Source organism: Rhizobium sp. CNPSo 3670 (assembly GCF_057784555.1).
In genome coordinates this window covers 187,625-203,663 of record NZ_JBXSOL010000009.1, presented here as the reverse complement: position 1 = coordinate 203,663, position 16,039 = coordinate 187,625, and the positions used below count along the sequence as shown (strand labels likewise).

The 16,039-nt window shown below is 61.8% G+C and carries 14 protein-coding genes; 10 read left to right on the top strand and 4 right to left on the bottom strand.

Annotated elements, in window-relative coordinates:
- The first annotated feature begins 52 nt into the window (after window positions 1-52).
- The 4 genes from AC13QO_RS12180 to AC13QO_RS12165 are packed head-to-tail and all read left to right on the top strand — an operon-like array spanning window position 53 to window position 5,532.
- Window positions 53-1,060, top strand: a complete 1,008-nt coding sequence (locus tag AC13QO_RS12180) for an ABC transporter permease (protein ID WP_085780698.1) — start codon at window positions 53-55, stop codon at window positions 1,058-1,060.
- Complete coding sequence (locus AC13QO_RS12175) at window positions 1,057-1,884, top strand: ABC transporter permease (RefSeq protein ID WP_085780699.1); 828 nt, start codon at window positions 1,057-1,059, stop codon at window positions 1,882-1,884. The genes AC13QO_RS12180 and AC13QO_RS12175 overlap by 4 nt, the downstream gene beginning before the upstream one ends.
- Window positions 1,877-3,508 carry an ABC transporter ATP-binding protein gene (locus AC13QO_RS12170; protein WP_488540786.1) on the top strand — a complete coding sequence of 544 codons (1,632 nt, stop codon included), beginning with the start codon at window positions 1,877-1,879 and terminating at the stop codon, window positions 3,506-3,508. Before AC13QO_RS12175 ends, AC13QO_RS12170 begins: the two co-directional genes overlap by 8 nt.
- A gap of 20 nt (window positions 3,509-3,528) precedes the next feature.
- Entirely contained in the window at window positions 3,529-5,532 is a 2,004-nt protein-coding gene (locus tag AC13QO_RS12165) for a CocE/NonD family hydrolase (protein ID WP_488540785.1), read from the top strand.
- Between the two features lie 3 nt (window positions 5,533-5,535).
- Here the strand turns inward: AC13QO_RS12165 and AC13QO_RS12160 are convergent, their stop codons facing one another.
- A complete protein-coding gene (locus tag AC13QO_RS12160; RefSeq protein ID WP_488540784.1) occupies window positions 5,536-6,447 on the bottom strand; it encodes an alpha/beta hydrolase in 912 nt (303 codons plus the stop codon).
- A 264-nt stretch (window positions 6,448-6,711) separates the two neighbouring features.
- On the opposite strand from AC13QO_RS12160, the gene AC13QO_RS12155 reads away from it, so the two are divergent.
- Complete coding sequence (locus AC13QO_RS12155; RefSeq protein WP_488540783.1) at window positions 6,712-7,236, top strand: RNA polymerase sigma factor; 525 nt, start codon at window positions 6,712-6,714, stop codon at window positions 7,234-7,236.
- Window positions 7,233-9,344: a vWA domain-containing protein gene (locus AC13QO_RS12150; protein WP_488540782.1), complete on the top strand. Its 2,112-nt coding sequence runs from the start codon at window positions 7,233-7,235 to the stop codon at window positions 9,342-9,344. The genes AC13QO_RS12155 and AC13QO_RS12150 overlap by 4 nt, the downstream gene beginning before the upstream one ends.
- A gap of 50 nt (window positions 9,345-9,394) precedes the next feature.
- Here the strand turns inward: AC13QO_RS12150 and AC13QO_RS12145 are convergent, their stop codons facing one another.
- Window positions 9,395-10,321 (bottom strand): SMP-30/gluconolactonase/LRE family protein, encoded by a 927-nt coding sequence (locus AC13QO_RS12145; RefSeq protein ID WP_085780705.1) that lies wholly within the window; start codon window positions 10,319-10,321, stop codon window positions 9,395-9,397.
- A 220-nt stretch (window positions 10,322-10,541) separates the two neighbouring features.
- Between AC13QO_RS12145 and AC13QO_RS12140 the strand changes: the two genes are divergently transcribed.
- On the top strand, window positions 10,542-11,615 hold the full coding sequence (locus AC13QO_RS12140; RefSeq protein WP_488540781.1) for a LacI family DNA-binding transcriptional regulator: 1,074 nt from the start codon (window positions 10,542-10,544) through the stop codon (window positions 11,613-11,615).
- A 13-nt stretch (window positions 11,616-11,628) separates the two neighbouring features.
- On the opposite strand, the gene AC13QO_RS12135 is transcribed toward AC13QO_RS12140, so the two are convergent.
- Window positions 11,629-12,660 (bottom strand): L-idonate 5-dehydrogenase, encoded by a 1,032-nt coding sequence (locus tag AC13QO_RS12135; RefSeq protein WP_488540780.1) that lies wholly within the window; start codon window positions 12,658-12,660, stop codon window positions 11,629-11,631.
- A gap of 10 nt (window positions 12,661-12,670) precedes the next feature.
- On the bottom strand, window positions 12,671-13,612 hold the full coding sequence (locus AC13QO_RS12130) for a 2-hydroxyacid dehydrogenase (RefSeq protein ID WP_488540779.1): 942 nt from the start codon (window positions 13,610-13,612) through the stop codon (window positions 12,671-12,673).
- A gap of 136 nt (window positions 13,613-13,748) precedes the next feature.
- Between AC13QO_RS12130 and AC13QO_RS12125 the strand changes: the two genes are divergently transcribed.
- Genes AC13QO_RS12125 through AC13QO_RS12115 form a run of 3 tightly spaced genes read left to right on the top strand, consistent with a single transcriptional unit; the run spans window position 13,749 to window position 15,967 of the window.
- Window positions 13,749-14,513: an SDR family oxidoreductase gene (locus AC13QO_RS12125; protein WP_488540778.1), complete on the top strand. Its 765-nt coding sequence runs from the start codon at window positions 13,749-13,751 to the stop codon at window positions 14,511-14,513.
- 13 nt (window positions 14,514-14,526) lie between these two features.
- Entirely contained in the window at window positions 14,527-15,084 is a 558-nt protein-coding gene (locus AC13QO_RS12120) for a gluconokinase (protein ID WP_285193999.1), read from the top strand.
- Window positions 15,074-15,967 carry an NAD(P)-dependent oxidoreductase gene (locus tag AC13QO_RS12115; protein ID WP_085780710.1) on the top strand — a complete coding sequence of 298 codons (894 nt, stop codon included), beginning with the start codon at window positions 15,074-15,076 and terminating at the stop codon, window positions 15,965-15,967. Before AC13QO_RS12120 ends, AC13QO_RS12115 begins: the two co-directional genes overlap by 11 nt.
- The last annotated feature ends 72 nt before the right edge of the window (window positions 15,968-16,039 follow it).

Here is a 16,039-nt window from a genome sequence, read left to right as displayed (position 1 = left end):
CCGTGGGATGAAACCCGCGGTCCTCCCGACGTTTCAGCGCTAGGTCTTCGCCATGACCAATCCTGCCCCAAGCAATGTCCTGCCCGGTCTCCGGTTCCGGCAGCGTTTTCCGCTGTTGGCCCTCATTCTCGAGCGCTTCGTGCTCAGCATTGTCCTGCTCTTTGCTGTGTCCGTCCTGATCTTCGGCGGGCTGGAAGCCCTTCCCGGCGATTTTGCCACCACCTATCTTGGCCAGTCGGCGACGCCGCAGGCGGTCGCCAATATCCGTCGGGACCTTGGGCTCGATCGCCCGGTGACGACGCGTTATGTCGAATGGCTCGGCAGCGCCGTTCAGGGTGACTTCGGTACCTCCTGGGCCAGCAAGAACTCGGTGAGCGAGCAGATTGGCAAGCGACTCGGCAATTCGCTCTTCCTGGCGGGTTTCGCGGCTGTCATTTCAGTGCCGCTCGCCGTCGGCCTCGGCATGCTGTCGGTGCATTTTCGCAATCGCATGCCCGACAAGATCATCAACGTCATCTCGCTCGCGGCGATCTCGCTGCCGGAATTCTTCATCGGCTATCTGCTGATCCTGTTTTTCGCGGTGAAGTTCGGCATGGCGACCTTCCCGGCGACGGTCTATGACAGCATGGGCTTGGTCGAGCGCTTGAAGGCGATCGCCCTGCCGACGGCGACCCTGGTTCTCGTCGTGCTCGCGCACATGATGCGCATGACGCGGGCAGCGATCCTCTCCGTCATGTCCTCGGCCTATATGGAGACCGCCGAACTGAAGGGTCTGAGCGCCTTCCGCGCCATCGTCAAACACGCCGCTCCGAATGCACTGGCGCCGATCATCAACGTCGTCGCATTGAACCTTGCCTATCTCGTGGTCGGCGTCGTCGTCGTCGAGGTGGTCTTCGTCTATCCCGGCATGGGGCAATATATGGTCGATGCAGTCACCGTGCGCGACATGCCAGTCGTGCAGGCCTGCGGCCTGATCTTCGCGGCCGTCTACATCTTCCTCAACATGACAGCCGATATTCTGGCGATCATAGCCAATCCCAGGCTGAGGCATCCGAGATGAGAGCAAGAGACATCCCCATCACCGCCTGGATCGGCATGGCCGGCATCGCCCTCGCCTTCATCTTTGCGCTCTTTGCGCCCTGGATTGCTCCCTATGGCGAAACGCAGGTCGTCGGCGACGTCTGGCAGCTGCCTGACGATAAGTATCTCTTCGGCCTCGACAATCTCGGTCGCGACATCCTCTCGCGGCTGATCTACGGCGCGCGCACGACGCTGCTGGTCGCCTCCGCCGCCACGATCATCTCCTTCTCGCTCGGTGTCATCCTGAGTTTTACGGCAGCGGTGTCGCGCGGGCTGATCGACACGGTCTTTTCGCGGTTCAACGACCTGATGATGTCGATCCCGACGCTGATCTTCGCGCTGGTGGTGCTTGCGGTCCTGCCGCAGAATATCGTCGTCCTGATCCTCGTCATGGCCGTTCTGGATTCCACCCGCGTCTATCGTCTCGGCCGCGCCGTGGCGCTCGATGTCGCGGTGATGGAATTCGTTGAGGCGGCGAAGCTGCGTGGCGAAGGCAAGCTCTGGATCATCTTCCGCGAGATCCTGCCGAACACGCTGTCGCCGCTTTTGGCCGAGTTCGGGCTGCGCTTCGCCTTCTCGATCCTGTTCCTCTCGACGCTTTCCTTCCTCGGCCTCGGCATTCAGCCGCCCGCCGCCGATTGGGGCGGCATGGTCAAGGACAACAAGGATGGCATCATCTTCGGCATATCGGCCGCCCTCGTGCCGGGTACGGCGATCGCCGTGCTCGCCATCTGCGTCAATCTGGTCGTCGACTGGCTCCTGAAACGCACATCCAGCCTCAAGGGAGGGCGCGGCGATGCCTGAGCTTCTTTCCGTCCGCAATCTGAAGATCGAGGCGACCAGTTATCCGCCGGGCGAACCGCCGAAGCGCGTGACGATCGTTGATGGCGTCTCCTTCGATCTTCAGAAGGGCAAGGTTCTAGGCCTGATCGGAGAATCCGGTGCCGGCAAGTCGACCATCGGCCTCTCGGCACTGGCCTATGGCCGCGGCGGCGCCGAAATCACCGGCGGCGAGGTGCGGCTCGGCGGTACCGACATTCTGGCGCTCGGCAAGAACGGCATCCAGAAAATCCGCGGCGCCCGGGTCTGCTACGTCGCCCAATCGGCGGCGGCAGCGTTCAATCCGGCGCACAGGCTCGGCGATCAAGTGATCGAAGCGTCGGTCAAACATGGTCTGATGACCAAAGACGAGGCGCGCAAACGGGCGCTTTATTTGTTCCGTGTTCTCGGATTACCCAATCCCGAAAGCTTCGGTGAGCGCTTTGCCCATCAGGTTTCCGGCGGCCAGCTGCAGCGCGCAATGACGGCGATGGCGCTTTGCTCCAACCCCGAACTCATCGTCTTCGACGAGCCGACGACGGCGCTTGACGTCACCACCCAGATCGACGTGCTGGCGGCGATCAAGCATGCTATCGAGGAAACGCATACGGCCGCGCTCTACATCACCCACGACCTTGCCGTCGTCGGCCAGATCTCCGACGACATCATGGTTCTGCGCCATGGCCGGCAAGTGGAATATGGCAGCGTTCAGCAGATCATCGAGGCGCCGCAACAAGATTATACGCGCGCCCTCGTCAATGTCCGGCAAGCCTATCGCGAGGAAGCTTCAGACCAATCCGCGGCCCTTCTTAAAGTGGAAAATCTCAGCGCCGAATATTCCAACGGCTTCAAGGTGCTGCACGATGTTTCGCTGCATGTGCCGAGGGGGCAGACGCTTGCGGTCGTCGGCGAATCCGGCTCGGGTAAATCGAGTCTGGCGCGCGCGATTACCGGCCTCTTGCCGCCTAGCAGCGGGCGGATTGTCTTTGATGGGAAACCGTTGATGCCCGATCTCAAGAGCCGGCCGAACGAGGATCTGAGACGCATCCAACTGATTTATCAGATGGCCGACACGGCGATGAACCCGCGCCAGACGGTGCGCGACATCATTGGCCGCCCGCTGACTTTCTATTATGGCCTGAGAGGTGGCGAGAAGACCGCCAGAGTGAAGGAATTGCTCGATCAGATCGAAATGGGTAATGGCTTCATCGACCGCTATCCGGCTGAACTATCCGGCGGTCAGAAGCAGCGCGTGGCGATCGCGAGAGCCCTTGCCGCCAAGCCGGAACTCATCCTCTGCGACGAGCCGACCTCGGCGCTCGATCCACTGGTGGCCGAGGGTATCCTCAAGCTGCTGCTGCGCCTGCAGGGGGAAGAGCAGCTTTCCTATGTCTTCATCACCCACGACATCGCCATCGTCCGGGCGATCGCGGACAGCGTCGCGGTAATGCATCGCGGCAAGCTGGTGCGGTTCGGCCCGAAGTCGACGGCACTGTCGCCGCCCTTTGACGACTACACTGACCTGCTGTTGAAATCTGTGCCCGAAATGGAAATCGGCTGGCTGGAACGCGTGCTTGCGACACGCCGCATGGAAAGCGCCGGCAATTGAATGTGAATGAAGGAGTGAGCATGACATCCCGCGGCTTCACCACCATCGAGAATGAATGGATTGAGCTCAAGGATGGAACGCGGCTTGCCGCGCGCATCTGGATGCCCGACGGCGCGGAAGAAGATCCGGTTCCCGCCGTTTTCGAATTCCTGCCCTATCGCAAGCGCGACGGAACCAGCCCCCGCGACGAGTCGACCTATCCGGTGTTCGCGGCCGCAGGCATTGCCGGCGTGCGCGTGGATATCCGCGGATCCGGAGAATCCGAAGGCGTCATCGACGGCGAATATACTGAGCGCGAACTTGCCGATGCCTGCGAGCTGATCGCCTGGATTGCCGCGCAGCCATGGTCGAACGGTTCGGTCGGGATGATGGGCATCTCCTGGGGCGGCTTCAACAGCCTGCAGGTCGCAGCGCTACGGCCGCCGGCGCTCAAAGCCGTCATCTCGATCGCCTCGACCGTCGACCGTTACAACGACGACATTCACTACAAGAACGGCTGCCATCTCTCCGCGCAGCTCTCCTGGGCGGCGACCATGCTCGGCTACCAGTCGCGCCCGCCGGATCCTGCCCTGGTCAGCGACCGCTGGAAGGAAATGTGGCTGGAACGCCTCGCCGGCGAACCGTTCTTCATGGAGGAGTGGCTGGCGCACCAGCGGCGCGACCATTTCTGGCGTCACGGCTCGATCTCAGAGAATTTTTCGAATGTGGATATCCCGGCGCTCGTCATTGCCGGCTGGGCGGACGGCTATCGCAACACGCCTCTGCTGGCGGTCGAAGGTCTCGGCGGAAAGGCGAAGGCCCTGATCGGCCCATGGGTCCACAAATATCCGCACTTCGCCTGGCCGAAGCCGCGCGTCGACTTCCACAGCGAAGCGATCGCCTGGTGGAACAAATGGCTGCGCGGCGACGACAATGGCATCGACCGACTGCCGCAGGCTCGCGCCTATATTCTCGATGCCGTCAGGCCTGCCGCCCGACGCGACAGCGATCCAGGCTTCTGGATCGCCAAGGACATGTGGACGCCGCCGCGGATGCAATGCTTCTATGTCGAGCAATTCGGCCGGTTGACGCAAGGCATGCCGATCCCGCATGCGCCCGAGCATCCCGTCCATCTCCATTCTCCCCTCGACACCGGCACGGCGTCGGGAGAGTATTTTACGCTGAAGCCCGACGCCGAAATGGCCATCGACCAACGCTCAGACGATTCCGGCTCGCTGGTCTTCGACACGGTGCCGCTTGCAGAGGATCATGATTATCTCGGCCGGCCCGTCGTAACGCTTGCGTTGCGCCCCCACGCGACAGGCGGCAATCTCTCTGCCCGCCTGGTCGATGTCCATCCGGACGGCACGGCCACCCGTGTCGCCTTCGGCGTCGTCAATCTCACGCACCGCGATGGCAATGCCGATCCCAAGCCTCTCACGCCGGGCGAGAAAGTGGCGATCCGGCTGGTGCTCGATGCCTGCGGCTATCGCTTCCGCAAGGGGCATCGAATCCGCCTTTCGCTTTCGACCGCCTATTGGCCGATGATCCTGCCGCCGCCCGATGATCAAGGGGTCGAGATTGATATTGCCTCGCTTGGCCTGGCGCTGCCCTTGCTCGGGGACCACCGGAAGATCGAAATCGATGAACCGGCCAATCCCGATCCCCTGCCCAAATATATCGAGCATGCAGGCGCCGCGACGAAGCGTCAGGTCGTCCGGGACCTCTCGGCCAACCGCACGGATTATCGCATCCACGAGGAGACCGGGCTTTACGAACACCCGGAAACCGGCCTGTCGACGCGGCAATTGCGCGAAGAGGTCTGGTCGATTTCGCCAGATGACCCGCTGTCGATGACCGGCACCTCGACCTGGACTTGCGACATGCACCGGCCCGGCTGGTTCGTGCGCACGGTCGCGACCGCGCGGATTGCCTGCACCGCGAGTGATTGGATCATCAGCGCCGTCGTCACCGCTTTCGAGGACGATGTGCAGATATTCGAAAAGATCTTTGCCGAAAAGCGGATCGCGCGCGATCTGATGTGATCGTCAGGCTGATGCGAAATGCCGAACCGCCTCGCAGACGGCGTGAAAGCCGTCGCGCGCGCCTTCACTCATGTGACGGGCGCGAAGCCAGGCATGCACCATCTGCGGCTCCTCCCGAAAGGAGACCTCGACACCCTCCGCTGCAAGCCGGGCCGCATACTGGCGGCCGTCGTCTCTCAACGGATCGAAATGCGCGACCGTGATGTAGGTGGGCGGCAGTTCGGCAAGCGAAGACGCATTCAGCGGCTCGGCGATCTCGCTGCCTGCCGGCACCTGCAGGATCTCGCGATAATAGGCAACATCGGCCGTGGTCAGGCCAGGCGCCGCAGCCATCTCGACATAGGAGCCGGCGGACAGGTCTCCGCCGAGCGCCGGGTAGATCAGGACCTGACCGACGACGCCGGGTAGGCCTTCGTCGCGTGCCCGCAGTGCAAGGCCCGCCGCAAGATTGCCCCCGGCGCTATCGCCGATCAGCACGACCTTGTTGTTGGCCGAAAGCAGATGCTTCAGCACGGCAAAGGCGTCATCCGTCTGTGCCGGCCAGCGATATTCGGGAGCCAGGCGATAATCGACGGAAACGAGTTCTGCACCGGCAAAATCGGCAATTTCCGCGCAGATGGCATGATGGCTCTCCAGCGAACCGACGACAAAACCGCCGCCATGGAGATAGAGAAGTACCGTGCGCGTGCTGATCTTGCGGGGACGGTAGCGCCGGATCGGAATGCGCTGGACCACGCCGTCGGCAAAAATCATTTCAGGCGGCAGCGGGCGGTCGAACCGGGCGCAAAGGGCATCGTACCAGTTTCGCTGCTGCTCGACCGACGCTTCGACCGCGTCGGCGGGATACAAACTATCGCAAATCTCGAGAAACTGCAGGATGGCTTTTTCGGTAGGGACAGGCGATGGAGCGGACATGAAGAGTCCTTTCGATTTGGGACATGCAGATCCATGCCCTTGGCCGACTCTGCCATCATCATGCGCCTTCAAAACGGAGGCAATCTGTCTGGTCGCGACCCATGGATGTCGCGGCGTCCACTATTTTTGACCTGCGGGGGCGGAGACTTGCTGCCGTTTCAGAAAAAGCCATAGTTTTTTTGCCGTCGACCCAAGGAACGCCATCGGAGAAACGTCTCAATCCCGAAATAGCATCTTGCTTGATAGCTTGGGGGTAGGTGCGCATTGGATGCGGAGCTCATAGAACGGGCGCAGCGCGGTGACCGGGAGGCCTTTGGGCAGTTGGTCTCGCGCCATTATGATTTCGTCCATGCGACGGCGTGGCGGTGGTCGGGCAGTTCCACCGATGCGGACGACATCGCCCAGGACGTCTGTGTCAAGCTCGGCGCGGCGATCCGCGGCTTTCGCGGCGCCAGCCGTTTCAGGACTTGGCTCTACACCCTGACGCTGAACGCCGCCCGCGACCATAGGCGCAAGCTGGCTCGAGAAGAACAGACGTTCCGTGCTTATGCCGCCGAACCGCTGCCCGATGCGCCCAGTGAGAATGACGATGAAGTATCGAGCGAATTGTGGGCGGCCGTGCGCGCTTTACCGGAAAGGCAATGCGACGCGGTGCTGCTCGTCTATGGCGAAGGCCTCAGCCATTCCGCTGCCGCCGATATTATGGGCTGCTCGGAAACGACCGTCTCCTGGCAGGTGCATGAAGCGCGCAAGAGACTGAAGGCCATGCTCGGCAAGGAAGAGGTATGACCGTGGACAAGGAACTGGAAAAACTCTCCCGCACCACGCCGCCTGCAGCCGATCCGGAGGCGCGCGCACGTGCGCTTGTCGCCGCCATGCAGGCGTTCGACGACGCAGGAAATGATACTGCCGCAGCCCAAGGAAATCTGAAGGGCTGGCGTCAAAGCTCCGTCATCAACTGGATATGGAGCCCTGCCATGAACAAGAAATTCCTTGCCGGTTCAGCCCTTGCGACGCTGCTCGTCATTCCCGCTGCCGGTTATCTCGTGATAGCGCTGAATCACAACGGGCTGCCGATCGTCGATCAGGAAAAGATCGCGAGTGACGTCTCGCAAAATAATGCGCCAGAGCCGGCCGAACCCGTCGAGGTCGCACCTCAGCTTGCCCAAGCACCGGCGAAAGAGAAGCAGCCGGCAGCTCAATCATCGGCGGCTGATAGCACCCGAGGCTTGCAGGACGAGGAGCAGTCGGCCGCCGCTAAACCCGCTGCGCCTTCTGAATTCGATGCCGGCAAGATCGCCCCGCTGACGAAGTCCGAGGGCTCGGCTGCGGCGCTCGGCGCGGCCAAACGCGTCGCGCCGGCCGCTCCCGGCGCCCCCCAGCCGCAATTGGCAGAGTCGATGGCCGTCGCCCCCTCACCTCTGCCGCCGGCGGAAGAGCGTGTGCAGATCCAGCCCGATGCCAATCGCGAGCGCTTTGCCAATGCTGCGGCAAATCCGGTCAAGAGCGTTGCAACCGACCCGGTTTCGACCTTCTCCGCCGATGTCGACAGCGCCTCCTATTCCTTTGTCCGCCGATCGTTGACGAGCGGGGCGATGCCCGATCCGCAATCGGTTCGCGTCGAGGAAATGATCAATTATTTCCCCTATGACTGGCCGCGTCCAGACAATGCCGATCAGCCTTTCAAGGCGACCGTAACGGTGATGCCGACACCGTGGAACCACGACACGCAATTGATGCATGTGGCGATCAAGGGCTATGATATCGCGCCGGCGACGACGCCGCGTGCCAATCTGGTTTTCCTGATCGACGTTTCGGGTTCGATGGACGAGCCGGACAAGCTGCCGCTGCTGAAGAGCGCCTTCCGTCTGCTGGTCAACAGGCTGAAGGCCGACGACACCGTCTCGATCGTTACCTATGCCGGCGATGCCGGCACGGTGCTGGAACCGACACGCGTCGCCGAAAAATCGAAAATCCTTTCAGCGATCGACAGGCTGGAGGCCGGAGGTTCCACGGGCGGCGCCGAGGGCATCGAGGCGGCTTACGATCTTGCCAAACAGGCCTTCGTCAAGGGCGGCGTCAACCGCGTGATGCTGGCGACGGACGGAGACTTCAATGTCGGCCCTTCGAGCGATGAAGATCTGAAGCGCATCATCGAAGAAAAGCGCAAGGACGGCATCTTCCTGACCGTTCTCGGCTTCGGACGCGGCAATCTCAACGATTCCCTGATGCAGACGTTGGCGCAGAACGGCAATGGCAGCGCCGCCTATATCGACACCCTGGCGGAAGCGCAGAAGACGCTGGTCGAAGAGGCCGGATCGACACTGTTTCCGATCGCCAAGGATGTGAAGTTCCAGGTCGAGTTCAATCCGGAACGGATCGCCGAATATCGGCTGATCGGCTACGAGACGCGCGCCCTTAACCGCGAGGATTTCAACAATGACCGCGTCGATGCCGGCGATATCGGCTCAGGCCACAGCGTCACGGCGATCTATGAGATTACGCCCAAGGGAAGCCCCGCGGTCATGAACGACGACCTGCGTTATGGCGCAGCCGACAAGACGCCGGCCGAGACAGCGGACAGCGGGCGCCAGGGTGAGCTTGCCTTCATCAAGATGCGCTACAAGCGGCCGGGCGAGGATAAGAGCGCCCTCATCACTACGCCGGTCGGCGACGTCAATGCGGTCGCCAGCGTCGATGCCGCGCCACAGGATGTCCGCTTCTCGGTGGCCGTCGCCGCCTTCGGCCAGAAACTGAGCCGCCTCCCCGCCCTCGACACTTATTCCTATCAGGCGGCTGCCGATCTCGCCGCGGCATCGCGGGGGGCGGATCCCTTCGGCTACAGGTCGGATTTCCTCGGGCTCATCAGGCTGGCCGACGGTCTCAGTCAACGGTGAGCGGCGAAGCACCCAGAAAGCGCGGCCGCCCGGAAGCGCAGCCGCTGAGTTTACCCCGGTCTCGACCCATTGGCCGTGAGATAAACGGCGTAGAGAGACGTAGTCCCGGTGATAAAGAGGCGGTTCAATTTCTCTCCGCCGAAAGTCACGTTGGAGACGATCTCGGGAATATGGATCTTGCCCAGCAGCGTGCCATCCGGATCATAGGCGTGCACGCCGTCGGCCGCACTTGTCCAGATCCTGCCCTTCCGGTCCACGCGAAACCCATCGAACATGCCGACAGTACATTCTGCGAACACGCCGAGGTCGCTCAGCGTCCCGTCGCCTGATACCGCGAGCTTTCGGATATGACGCGGACCACCCGGCAAGTGCGATGCACCGGTGTCGGCGACGTAGAGAACCGACTCGTCGGGCGAGAAAGCCAGACCGTTCGGCTTGATGAAATCCGACGTCATCTGATCGGTCACGCCAGTTTCCGGATCATGTCGGTAGACATGGCATCCGCCGATTTCCTCTTCGCCATAGTCGCCTTCATAGTCGTGAAGTATGCCGTAGCTCGGATCGGTAAACCAGATTGTGCCGTCGGACTTGACGGTCACATCATTCGGAGAATTGAGCCGCCTGCCCGCGATCCGGTCGGCGAGCACGCTGACCTTGCCGTCAAACTCCGTCCGGGTGACCCGGCGTGCCAGATGCTCGCAGGTGATCAGCCGGCCCTGATTATCGACGGTGTTGCCGTTCGAGTTGTTGCTGGGCGAGCGGAAGACGGAGGTATGTCCGCTGGTATCGTCGTAGCGCATCATGCGGTTGTTCGGGATATCTGAGAAGACCAGATAGCGTCCGGCGGCAAACCAGGCCGGTCCCTCCAGCCAGCGGCCGCCCGTCCAGAGGCGTTCGACCCGAGCATGGCCGACGAAGCAGCTTTCAAAGCGCGGGTCGAGGACCTCGAACCCGGTACCTTCGATTTCACCGAACATAAGTCTTCCTCCTCAGGATTGTTATCGATATCATAATGCTCGGATTTCGGAGATTCGTATAGCCGGCAGGGCGCCGGTAACTTAGCAAATTCGGTGAGAAGCAGGCTTTTCCGGCTGTAGAACCGCATACTTCTTGGATAAAATCGATTGTGCGATGATAGCGATAACTTTATCGTGTGCTGAATTAAACAATTCCGACGTTGTTTGAAAGCGGAGAGCAGTGAAAAACGACGATGAGCCAAAGGTCAAGCGCCTCAAGGCTGGAGACGCCCAAAAGCTGACGATGGCTGAGGTCGCCAAATATGTCGGCGTATCGGCCATGACCGTTTCGCGCGCCTTTCGCCAGGATGCAAGTGTTTCCGAAGAAACGCGAAAGCGCATCATGGAAGCCGTCGACGCGCTCGGCTACGTGCTGGATCTCTCCGCCGGCAGTCTTTCCTCGCGGCGCAGCGGCTTCATCGCGGCGCTGGTGCCCTCCATCAACAATTCGAATTTCTCCGACACCGCCCGTGGCATTACCGATGCACTGGAGAATACCGGCCTTCAGCTTCTTCTCGGCTATACCGACTATTCCGCCGAGAAAGAAGAAAAACTGATCGAGGCGATGCTGCGGCGGCGCCCCGAAGGCATCATCCTGACAGGCGGTTCGCACACCGACCGCGCCCGACGCATGCTTGATAAGGCAGGCATTCCGGTGGTGGAAACCTGGGAGCTTCCGGAGGAGCCGATCAACCATGTCGTCGGCTTTTCCAATAGCGAGGCGATGTCGCTGCTGGTGCGGACGCTGGCCAGCCAGGGCTATCGGAGGTTCGGCTATATCGGCGGAACGACGGCGCGCGATACGCGCGGCAGCCAGCGGCGAAGCGGTTTCCTGAAGACGGTCGAGGAACTGGGCCTCGGGCCGGGCCGGGCGATTTCCTTCGGCGTACCGCCGATCACCATGGAACAGGGCGGTCAGGCGATTATGAGCCTGCTGGAGCGCTGGCCGGACACGGAAGTGGTTCTCTGCGTCTCCGACCTTTCCGCGTTCGGCGCGATCATGGAATGCAAGCGCAGGGGAATGAAGGTGCCGGGTGATATCGCCATTGCCGGCTTCGGCGATTACGAGATCTCTTCGATCTGTCATCCCAGCATAACCACCATCAATGTCGACTGTTACGGCATCGGCCGGCAGGCCGCCGCCCGCCTGCTCGATGCCCTGCAAGGCAGCGGCGAGACGAACGGCGACGAGATCACATTGACGGGCTACAGGGTCGTGCTGCGCGAAAGCACCGATCGCAGCGGTGCCTCATAGTTAGACACCGGCGTTAGAAGGTGATCTGCACCTTCATCGACTTGCTGCGGTCGCCGGCCAGTTCGAAGGCGGCGACAGCCTCTTCGATCCCGAAGACGCCAGTCAGCAGCGGTTTCAGATCGACACGGCGCGCATTGATCAATTCGACGGCGAGCCCGAACTCCTCGTGAAAGCGGAATGTGCCGCGCATCTCGATTTCCTTGGCAACGATCATGTTTTGCGGAATGGAGACATCGCCGCCAAGGCCGAGTTGCACGAGAACGGCACGGGGCTTCAGCACCTCAAGGCCGGCGCGCACGGCCCGTTCATTGCCCGACGCCTCGAACATGACATCGAAATATCCCTTGTCGGCGCCGTAAGCGGCAAGGTCGGATGCATGCGTGGCAACGTTGATCGTGCGATCGGCGCCGCTGGTGCGGGCGATCGTCAGAACGGTGTCGGTGACGTCGGTCGCGACGATTTCACGGGCGCCGAGAACGCGGGCGGCCACGATCGCCAGCATCCCGATCGGACCGCAGCCGGTGACCAGCACCCGCTTGCCGAGCAGCGATCCGGCGCGGCTTGCCGCATGCAGCGTGACGGCAAAGGGTTCGGCGAAGGCGGCCTCATGAATAGAAATGCCGTCGGCGACCTTGTGGCATTGCCAGCGCTCCGCCACCAGCCGCTGGCGGAAGCCGCCCTGAATGTGCGGCATGGGCATGGCGCTGCCGTAGAATCGCATGTTCAGGCAGTGGTTCTGCTGTCCCTTCAGGCAATATTGGCAATGGCTGCACGGCCGGCTCGGGGAAACCGCGACGCGGTCTCCAACGGCAAGGTCGCTCACGCCGGCACCCAGCGCCTTGACTGTGCCGGCGATTTCGTGGCCGAGGATCATCGGTTCGCGCAGCCGAACGGTGCCGAAGCCGCCGTGATTGTAATAATGCAGATCGGAACCGCAGATGCCGCCGGCTTCGATGGCAACCTCCACCTGCCCCGGTCCTGCAATCTCCGCTTCGCGCTCTTCGACCCTGAGGTCCTTTGCAGCGTGAATGACGATGGCTTTCATGTCGAACTCCTCACACGACCGGCGTCGGAAGCGCGCGACCGGCAAAATGCGCGGCGAGATTGTCTCTGACGAGTTTGCCCATGGCCCTGCGGGTCTCGATGGTGCCGGAGCCGTGATGGGGCTGCAGCACGACGTTCGGCAGCGTCAGGAAGCGCGCATCGATTTTCGGCTCGTTGAGGAAAACGTCAAGGCCGGCGGCCTGGATGGTGCGGTTCTGAAGCGCTGCGATCAGCGCTTCCTCGTCGACGGTCGTTCCGCGCGAAACATTGATCAGCATGCCTTCCGGACCGAGCGCTTCCAGCACCTCGGCGTTGATGATCTTCATGGTCGCGGCCCCTCCGGGAACGATGACGATCAGGAAGTCGGCCAAATTGGCAAGCGCGACCAGATTGGCTTCATAGCCATAGGTGACATCCTGGTCCCTATTGCGGGCGAAATAAGAGATGTCGCAGCCGAAAGCGGCAGCCCGCTTGGCGATCGCCTTGCCGATCCGCCCCATGCCGACGATCCCGACCTTCTTGCCCGAAACCCGCGTTACCAGCGGCATGGGAACGTTGCCCCACTGGCCGGTGCGGACGAAAACGTCGGCCTGCGGAATCTGGCGTGCCGTGGAAAGCAGCAGTCCGATCGCGATATCGGCGACGTCTTCCGTCAGCACGTCAGGTGTATTCGTCACGCGAATGCCGTTGGCGCGGGCATAGGAGAGGTCGATCGCGTCGGTGCCGACGCCGTAGCAGGAAACGATCTCCAGCTTCGGCAGTTGCTTCATCAGCTCGGCGGAAGCGCCGAGTTCGCCGCGCGTCGCGATGGCGCGGATATTGCTGCCGACTTTTGAAATCAGTTCCTGCCGATCTGCGGCTTCCCACAGGCGGTGGACGCGGTAGCTCGCCTCCAGATCGACCATGTCCCACTCTGGATAGGCCCCGGCCAACAAGATTTCTACGTCAGGCATTGCGTTCTTCGTCTCGCATTTTGGCTGTTGATTATGTTATCGATAACATATAATTCGAGATAGGGATGTCAAGTGAGTTTCACCGCAAGTGGCGGTATAAGCCGTCATTCGCCGCGACACCGGAGGAGTGATTTGCATGAAGAACCTGTTTGATCTGACCGGGCAGCTTGCCCTGATCACCGGCTCGAGCCAGGGGATCGGTTATGCGCTGGCCGAGGGCCTGGCGCAGCATGGCGCCGAGGTCGTCATCAACGGCCGCACGCCCGAAAGCGTCAAACGCGCAGTCGAAAGCCTCAAGGCTCAAGGTCTTTCTGCCCATGCGGCGATCTTCGACGTCACCAGCAAGGACGCTGCTGCGCAGGGTATCGCCGCGATCGAAGCCGATATCGGTCCGCTCGACATCCTGATCAACAATGCCGGCATGCAGTTCCGCACGCCGCTGGAAGATTTCCCGGCGGACAAATGGGAATTGCTGCTGACCACCAATATTTCCAGCGTGTTTTACGTCAGCCAGGCGGCCGCCAAAGCCATGATCGCCCGCGGGCATGGCAAGATCATCAACATCGCCTCGGTTCAGAGCGAGCTCGCCCGTCCGGGCATAGCTCCCTATACGGCGACCAAGGGCGCGGTGCGGAATCTGACCCGCGGTATGTGCGCCGACTGGGCCAAGCACGGCCTGCAGATCAACGCGATTGCGCCGGGCTATTTCAAGACGCCGCTCAACCAGGCGCTCGTCGATAATCCGGAATTCTCGTCCTGGCTCGAAAAGCGGACGCCGGCCGGACGCTGGGGCAATGTCGAGGAACTGGTAGGTGCCGCCGTCTTCCTTTCGGGACGCGGTTCGTCCTTCATCAACGGCCACACGCTTTATGTCGACGGCGGCATCACGACCTGCCTCTAAGGGAGGCGAGACGATGGACGTTGAGAAAGAGGCACTGCCCTTTGCCGTGGTTGTCATGGGCGTCAGCGGTTGCGGCAAATCTTCGGTTGGCGAGCGCCTCGCCGGTCGCAACGGCATGTTGTTTGTGGAAGGTGACCAGCTCCATCCCCCGCGCAATGTCGAGAAGATGGCGAAGGGCATACCGCTCACCGATGAAGATCGCCTGCCGTGGCTCGACCGGATCGGTGAGGAATTAAGGGCGGCGCAAAAGGCGTCGCAGGGATTGGTGATTTCCTGTTCGGCGCTGAAGAGAAGTTATCGGGATAGGCTGCGGCAGGCGGCAGATGGGCCCCTGGCCTTCATTTTCCTGGAGGGGTCGCGTGATCTGCTGTTGTCGCGGATGCAGGCCCGTCAGGGCCACTTCATGCCGGCTTCGCTGCTCGACAGCCAGCTGCAGACGCTGGACCCGCCGATCGGGGAGCCCGGTGTCGTGACGGTGGCGATCGATATGGCTTTGGATGATATGGTGGCGCTGGCTTGTGAGGGGCTGCGAGGCGTGGCCGTCAAGGGAGGAGATTATCATGCGGGATGACCACAGAGCAGATGTCGCCGTCATCGGCGCGGGCATCATGGGAGCGGCGATCGTCACGCGATTGATCGAAACCGGCCACAAAGTATCGGTTTTCGATCTCGATACTGAAAAGGTCGCGGCGTTGGCAGCCAAGGGCGCCCACGGGGCTGCTTCGGTGGAGGATGCGGTTTCGCGGTCGGAATTTTGCGTCCTCAGCCTCAATCATGCAAATATCGTCCGCGCCGTCGTCTTCGGCGAGAAGGGGGTTGCGGCGGCGGCAAGCGCTGACAAGCTGCTGATCGATATGTCTTCGATCGACCCCGCCGAAACCGCCGACATGGCGAAGCGGCTGCGGGGGGAAACGGGCATGGCATGGGTGGATTGCCCGCTTTCGGGCGGTGTGCCCGGTGCCCTCGGCGGAAAGCTGACGATCATGGCCGGTGGCAGCTCTGAGGATTTCGAGCGGGCGCGCGTGGTGATGCGGCATCTTGCCGCCAATTATACGCTGATGGGCGCATCCGGGGCCGGGCAGACCACCAAGCTGATCAACCAGCTGTTCTGCGCCGTGCTGTTCCAGTCGGTCGCTGAAGCCGTCAAGCTGGCGGAAGCCGGCGGTGTGGATCCCTCCGCCATACCGGCCGCCCTTGCCGGCGGCAGGGCGGACAGCCGGATATTGCAGGAGTTCATGGCGAAATTCGCCGCCCGGGATTTCTCGCCGACAGGCAGGATCGACAACATGCTGAAGGATTTGGACTCGCTTCAGGCCTTTGCACTGAGGACAAAAACGCCGCTGCCGATGACGGGCGCGGTGGTGGAAATTCATCGCCTGCTTTGCGCTGCCGGCCTTGGGCCGAAGGACTCTGCCGAGATGATGCGCCTGCTCGACGGATTTGCCGCCGACTGACCTCATTTCAGGCCTGGGAGATTGTCACTTTCCGCTTGACTAATAGGGCGATGTTATCGATAACATGAGGAC

Bases quoted from the DNA above. Each gene is read 5' to 3' on its own strand.
- AC13QO_RS12180 (WP_085780698.1), top strand. From the start codon at position 53: ATGACCAATCCTGCCCCAAGCAATGTCCTGCCCGGTCTCCGGTTCCGG.
- AC13QO_RS12175 (WP_085780699.1), top strand. From the start codon at position 1,057: ATGAGAGCAAGAGACATCCCCATCACCGCCTGGATCGGCATGGCCGGC.
- AC13QO_RS12170 (WP_488540786.1), top strand. From the start codon at position 1,877: ATGCCTGAGCTTCTTTCCGTCCGCAATCTGAAGATCGAGGCGACCAGT.
- AC13QO_RS12165 (WP_488540785.1), top strand. From the start codon at position 3,529: ATGACATCCCGCGGCTTCACCACCATCGAGAATGAATGGATTGAGCTC.
- AC13QO_RS12160 (WP_488540784.1), bottom strand. From the start codon at position 6,447: ATGTCCGCTCCATCGCCTGTCCCTACCGAAAAAGCCATCCTGCAGTTT.
- AC13QO_RS12150 (WP_488540782.1), top strand. From the start codon at position 7,233: ATGACCGTGGACAAGGAACTGGAAAAACTCTCCCGCACCACGCCGCCT.
- AC13QO_RS12145 (WP_085780705.1), bottom strand. From the start codon at position 10,321: ATGTTCGGTGAAATCGAAGGTACCGGGTTCGAGGTCCTCGACCCGCGC.
- AC13QO_RS12135 (WP_488540780.1), bottom strand. From the start codon at position 12,660: ATGAAAGCCATCGTCATTCACGCTGCAAAGGACCTCAGGGTCGAAGAG.
- AC13QO_RS12130 (WP_488540779.1), bottom strand. From the start codon at position 13,612: ATGCCTGACGTAGAAATCTTGTTGGCCGGGGCCTATCCAGAGTGGGAC.
- AC13QO_RS12125 (WP_488540778.1), top strand. From the start codon at position 13,749: ATGAAGAACCTGTTTGATCTGACCGGGCAGCTTGCCCTGATCACCGGC.
- AC13QO_RS12120 (WP_285193999.1), top strand. From the start codon at position 14,527: ATGGACGTTGAGAAAGAGGCACTGCCCTTTGCCGTGGTTGTCATGGGC.
- AC13QO_RS12115 (WP_085780710.1), top strand. From the start codon at position 15,074: ATGCGGGATGACCACAGAGCAGATGTCGCCGTCATCGGCGCGGGCATC.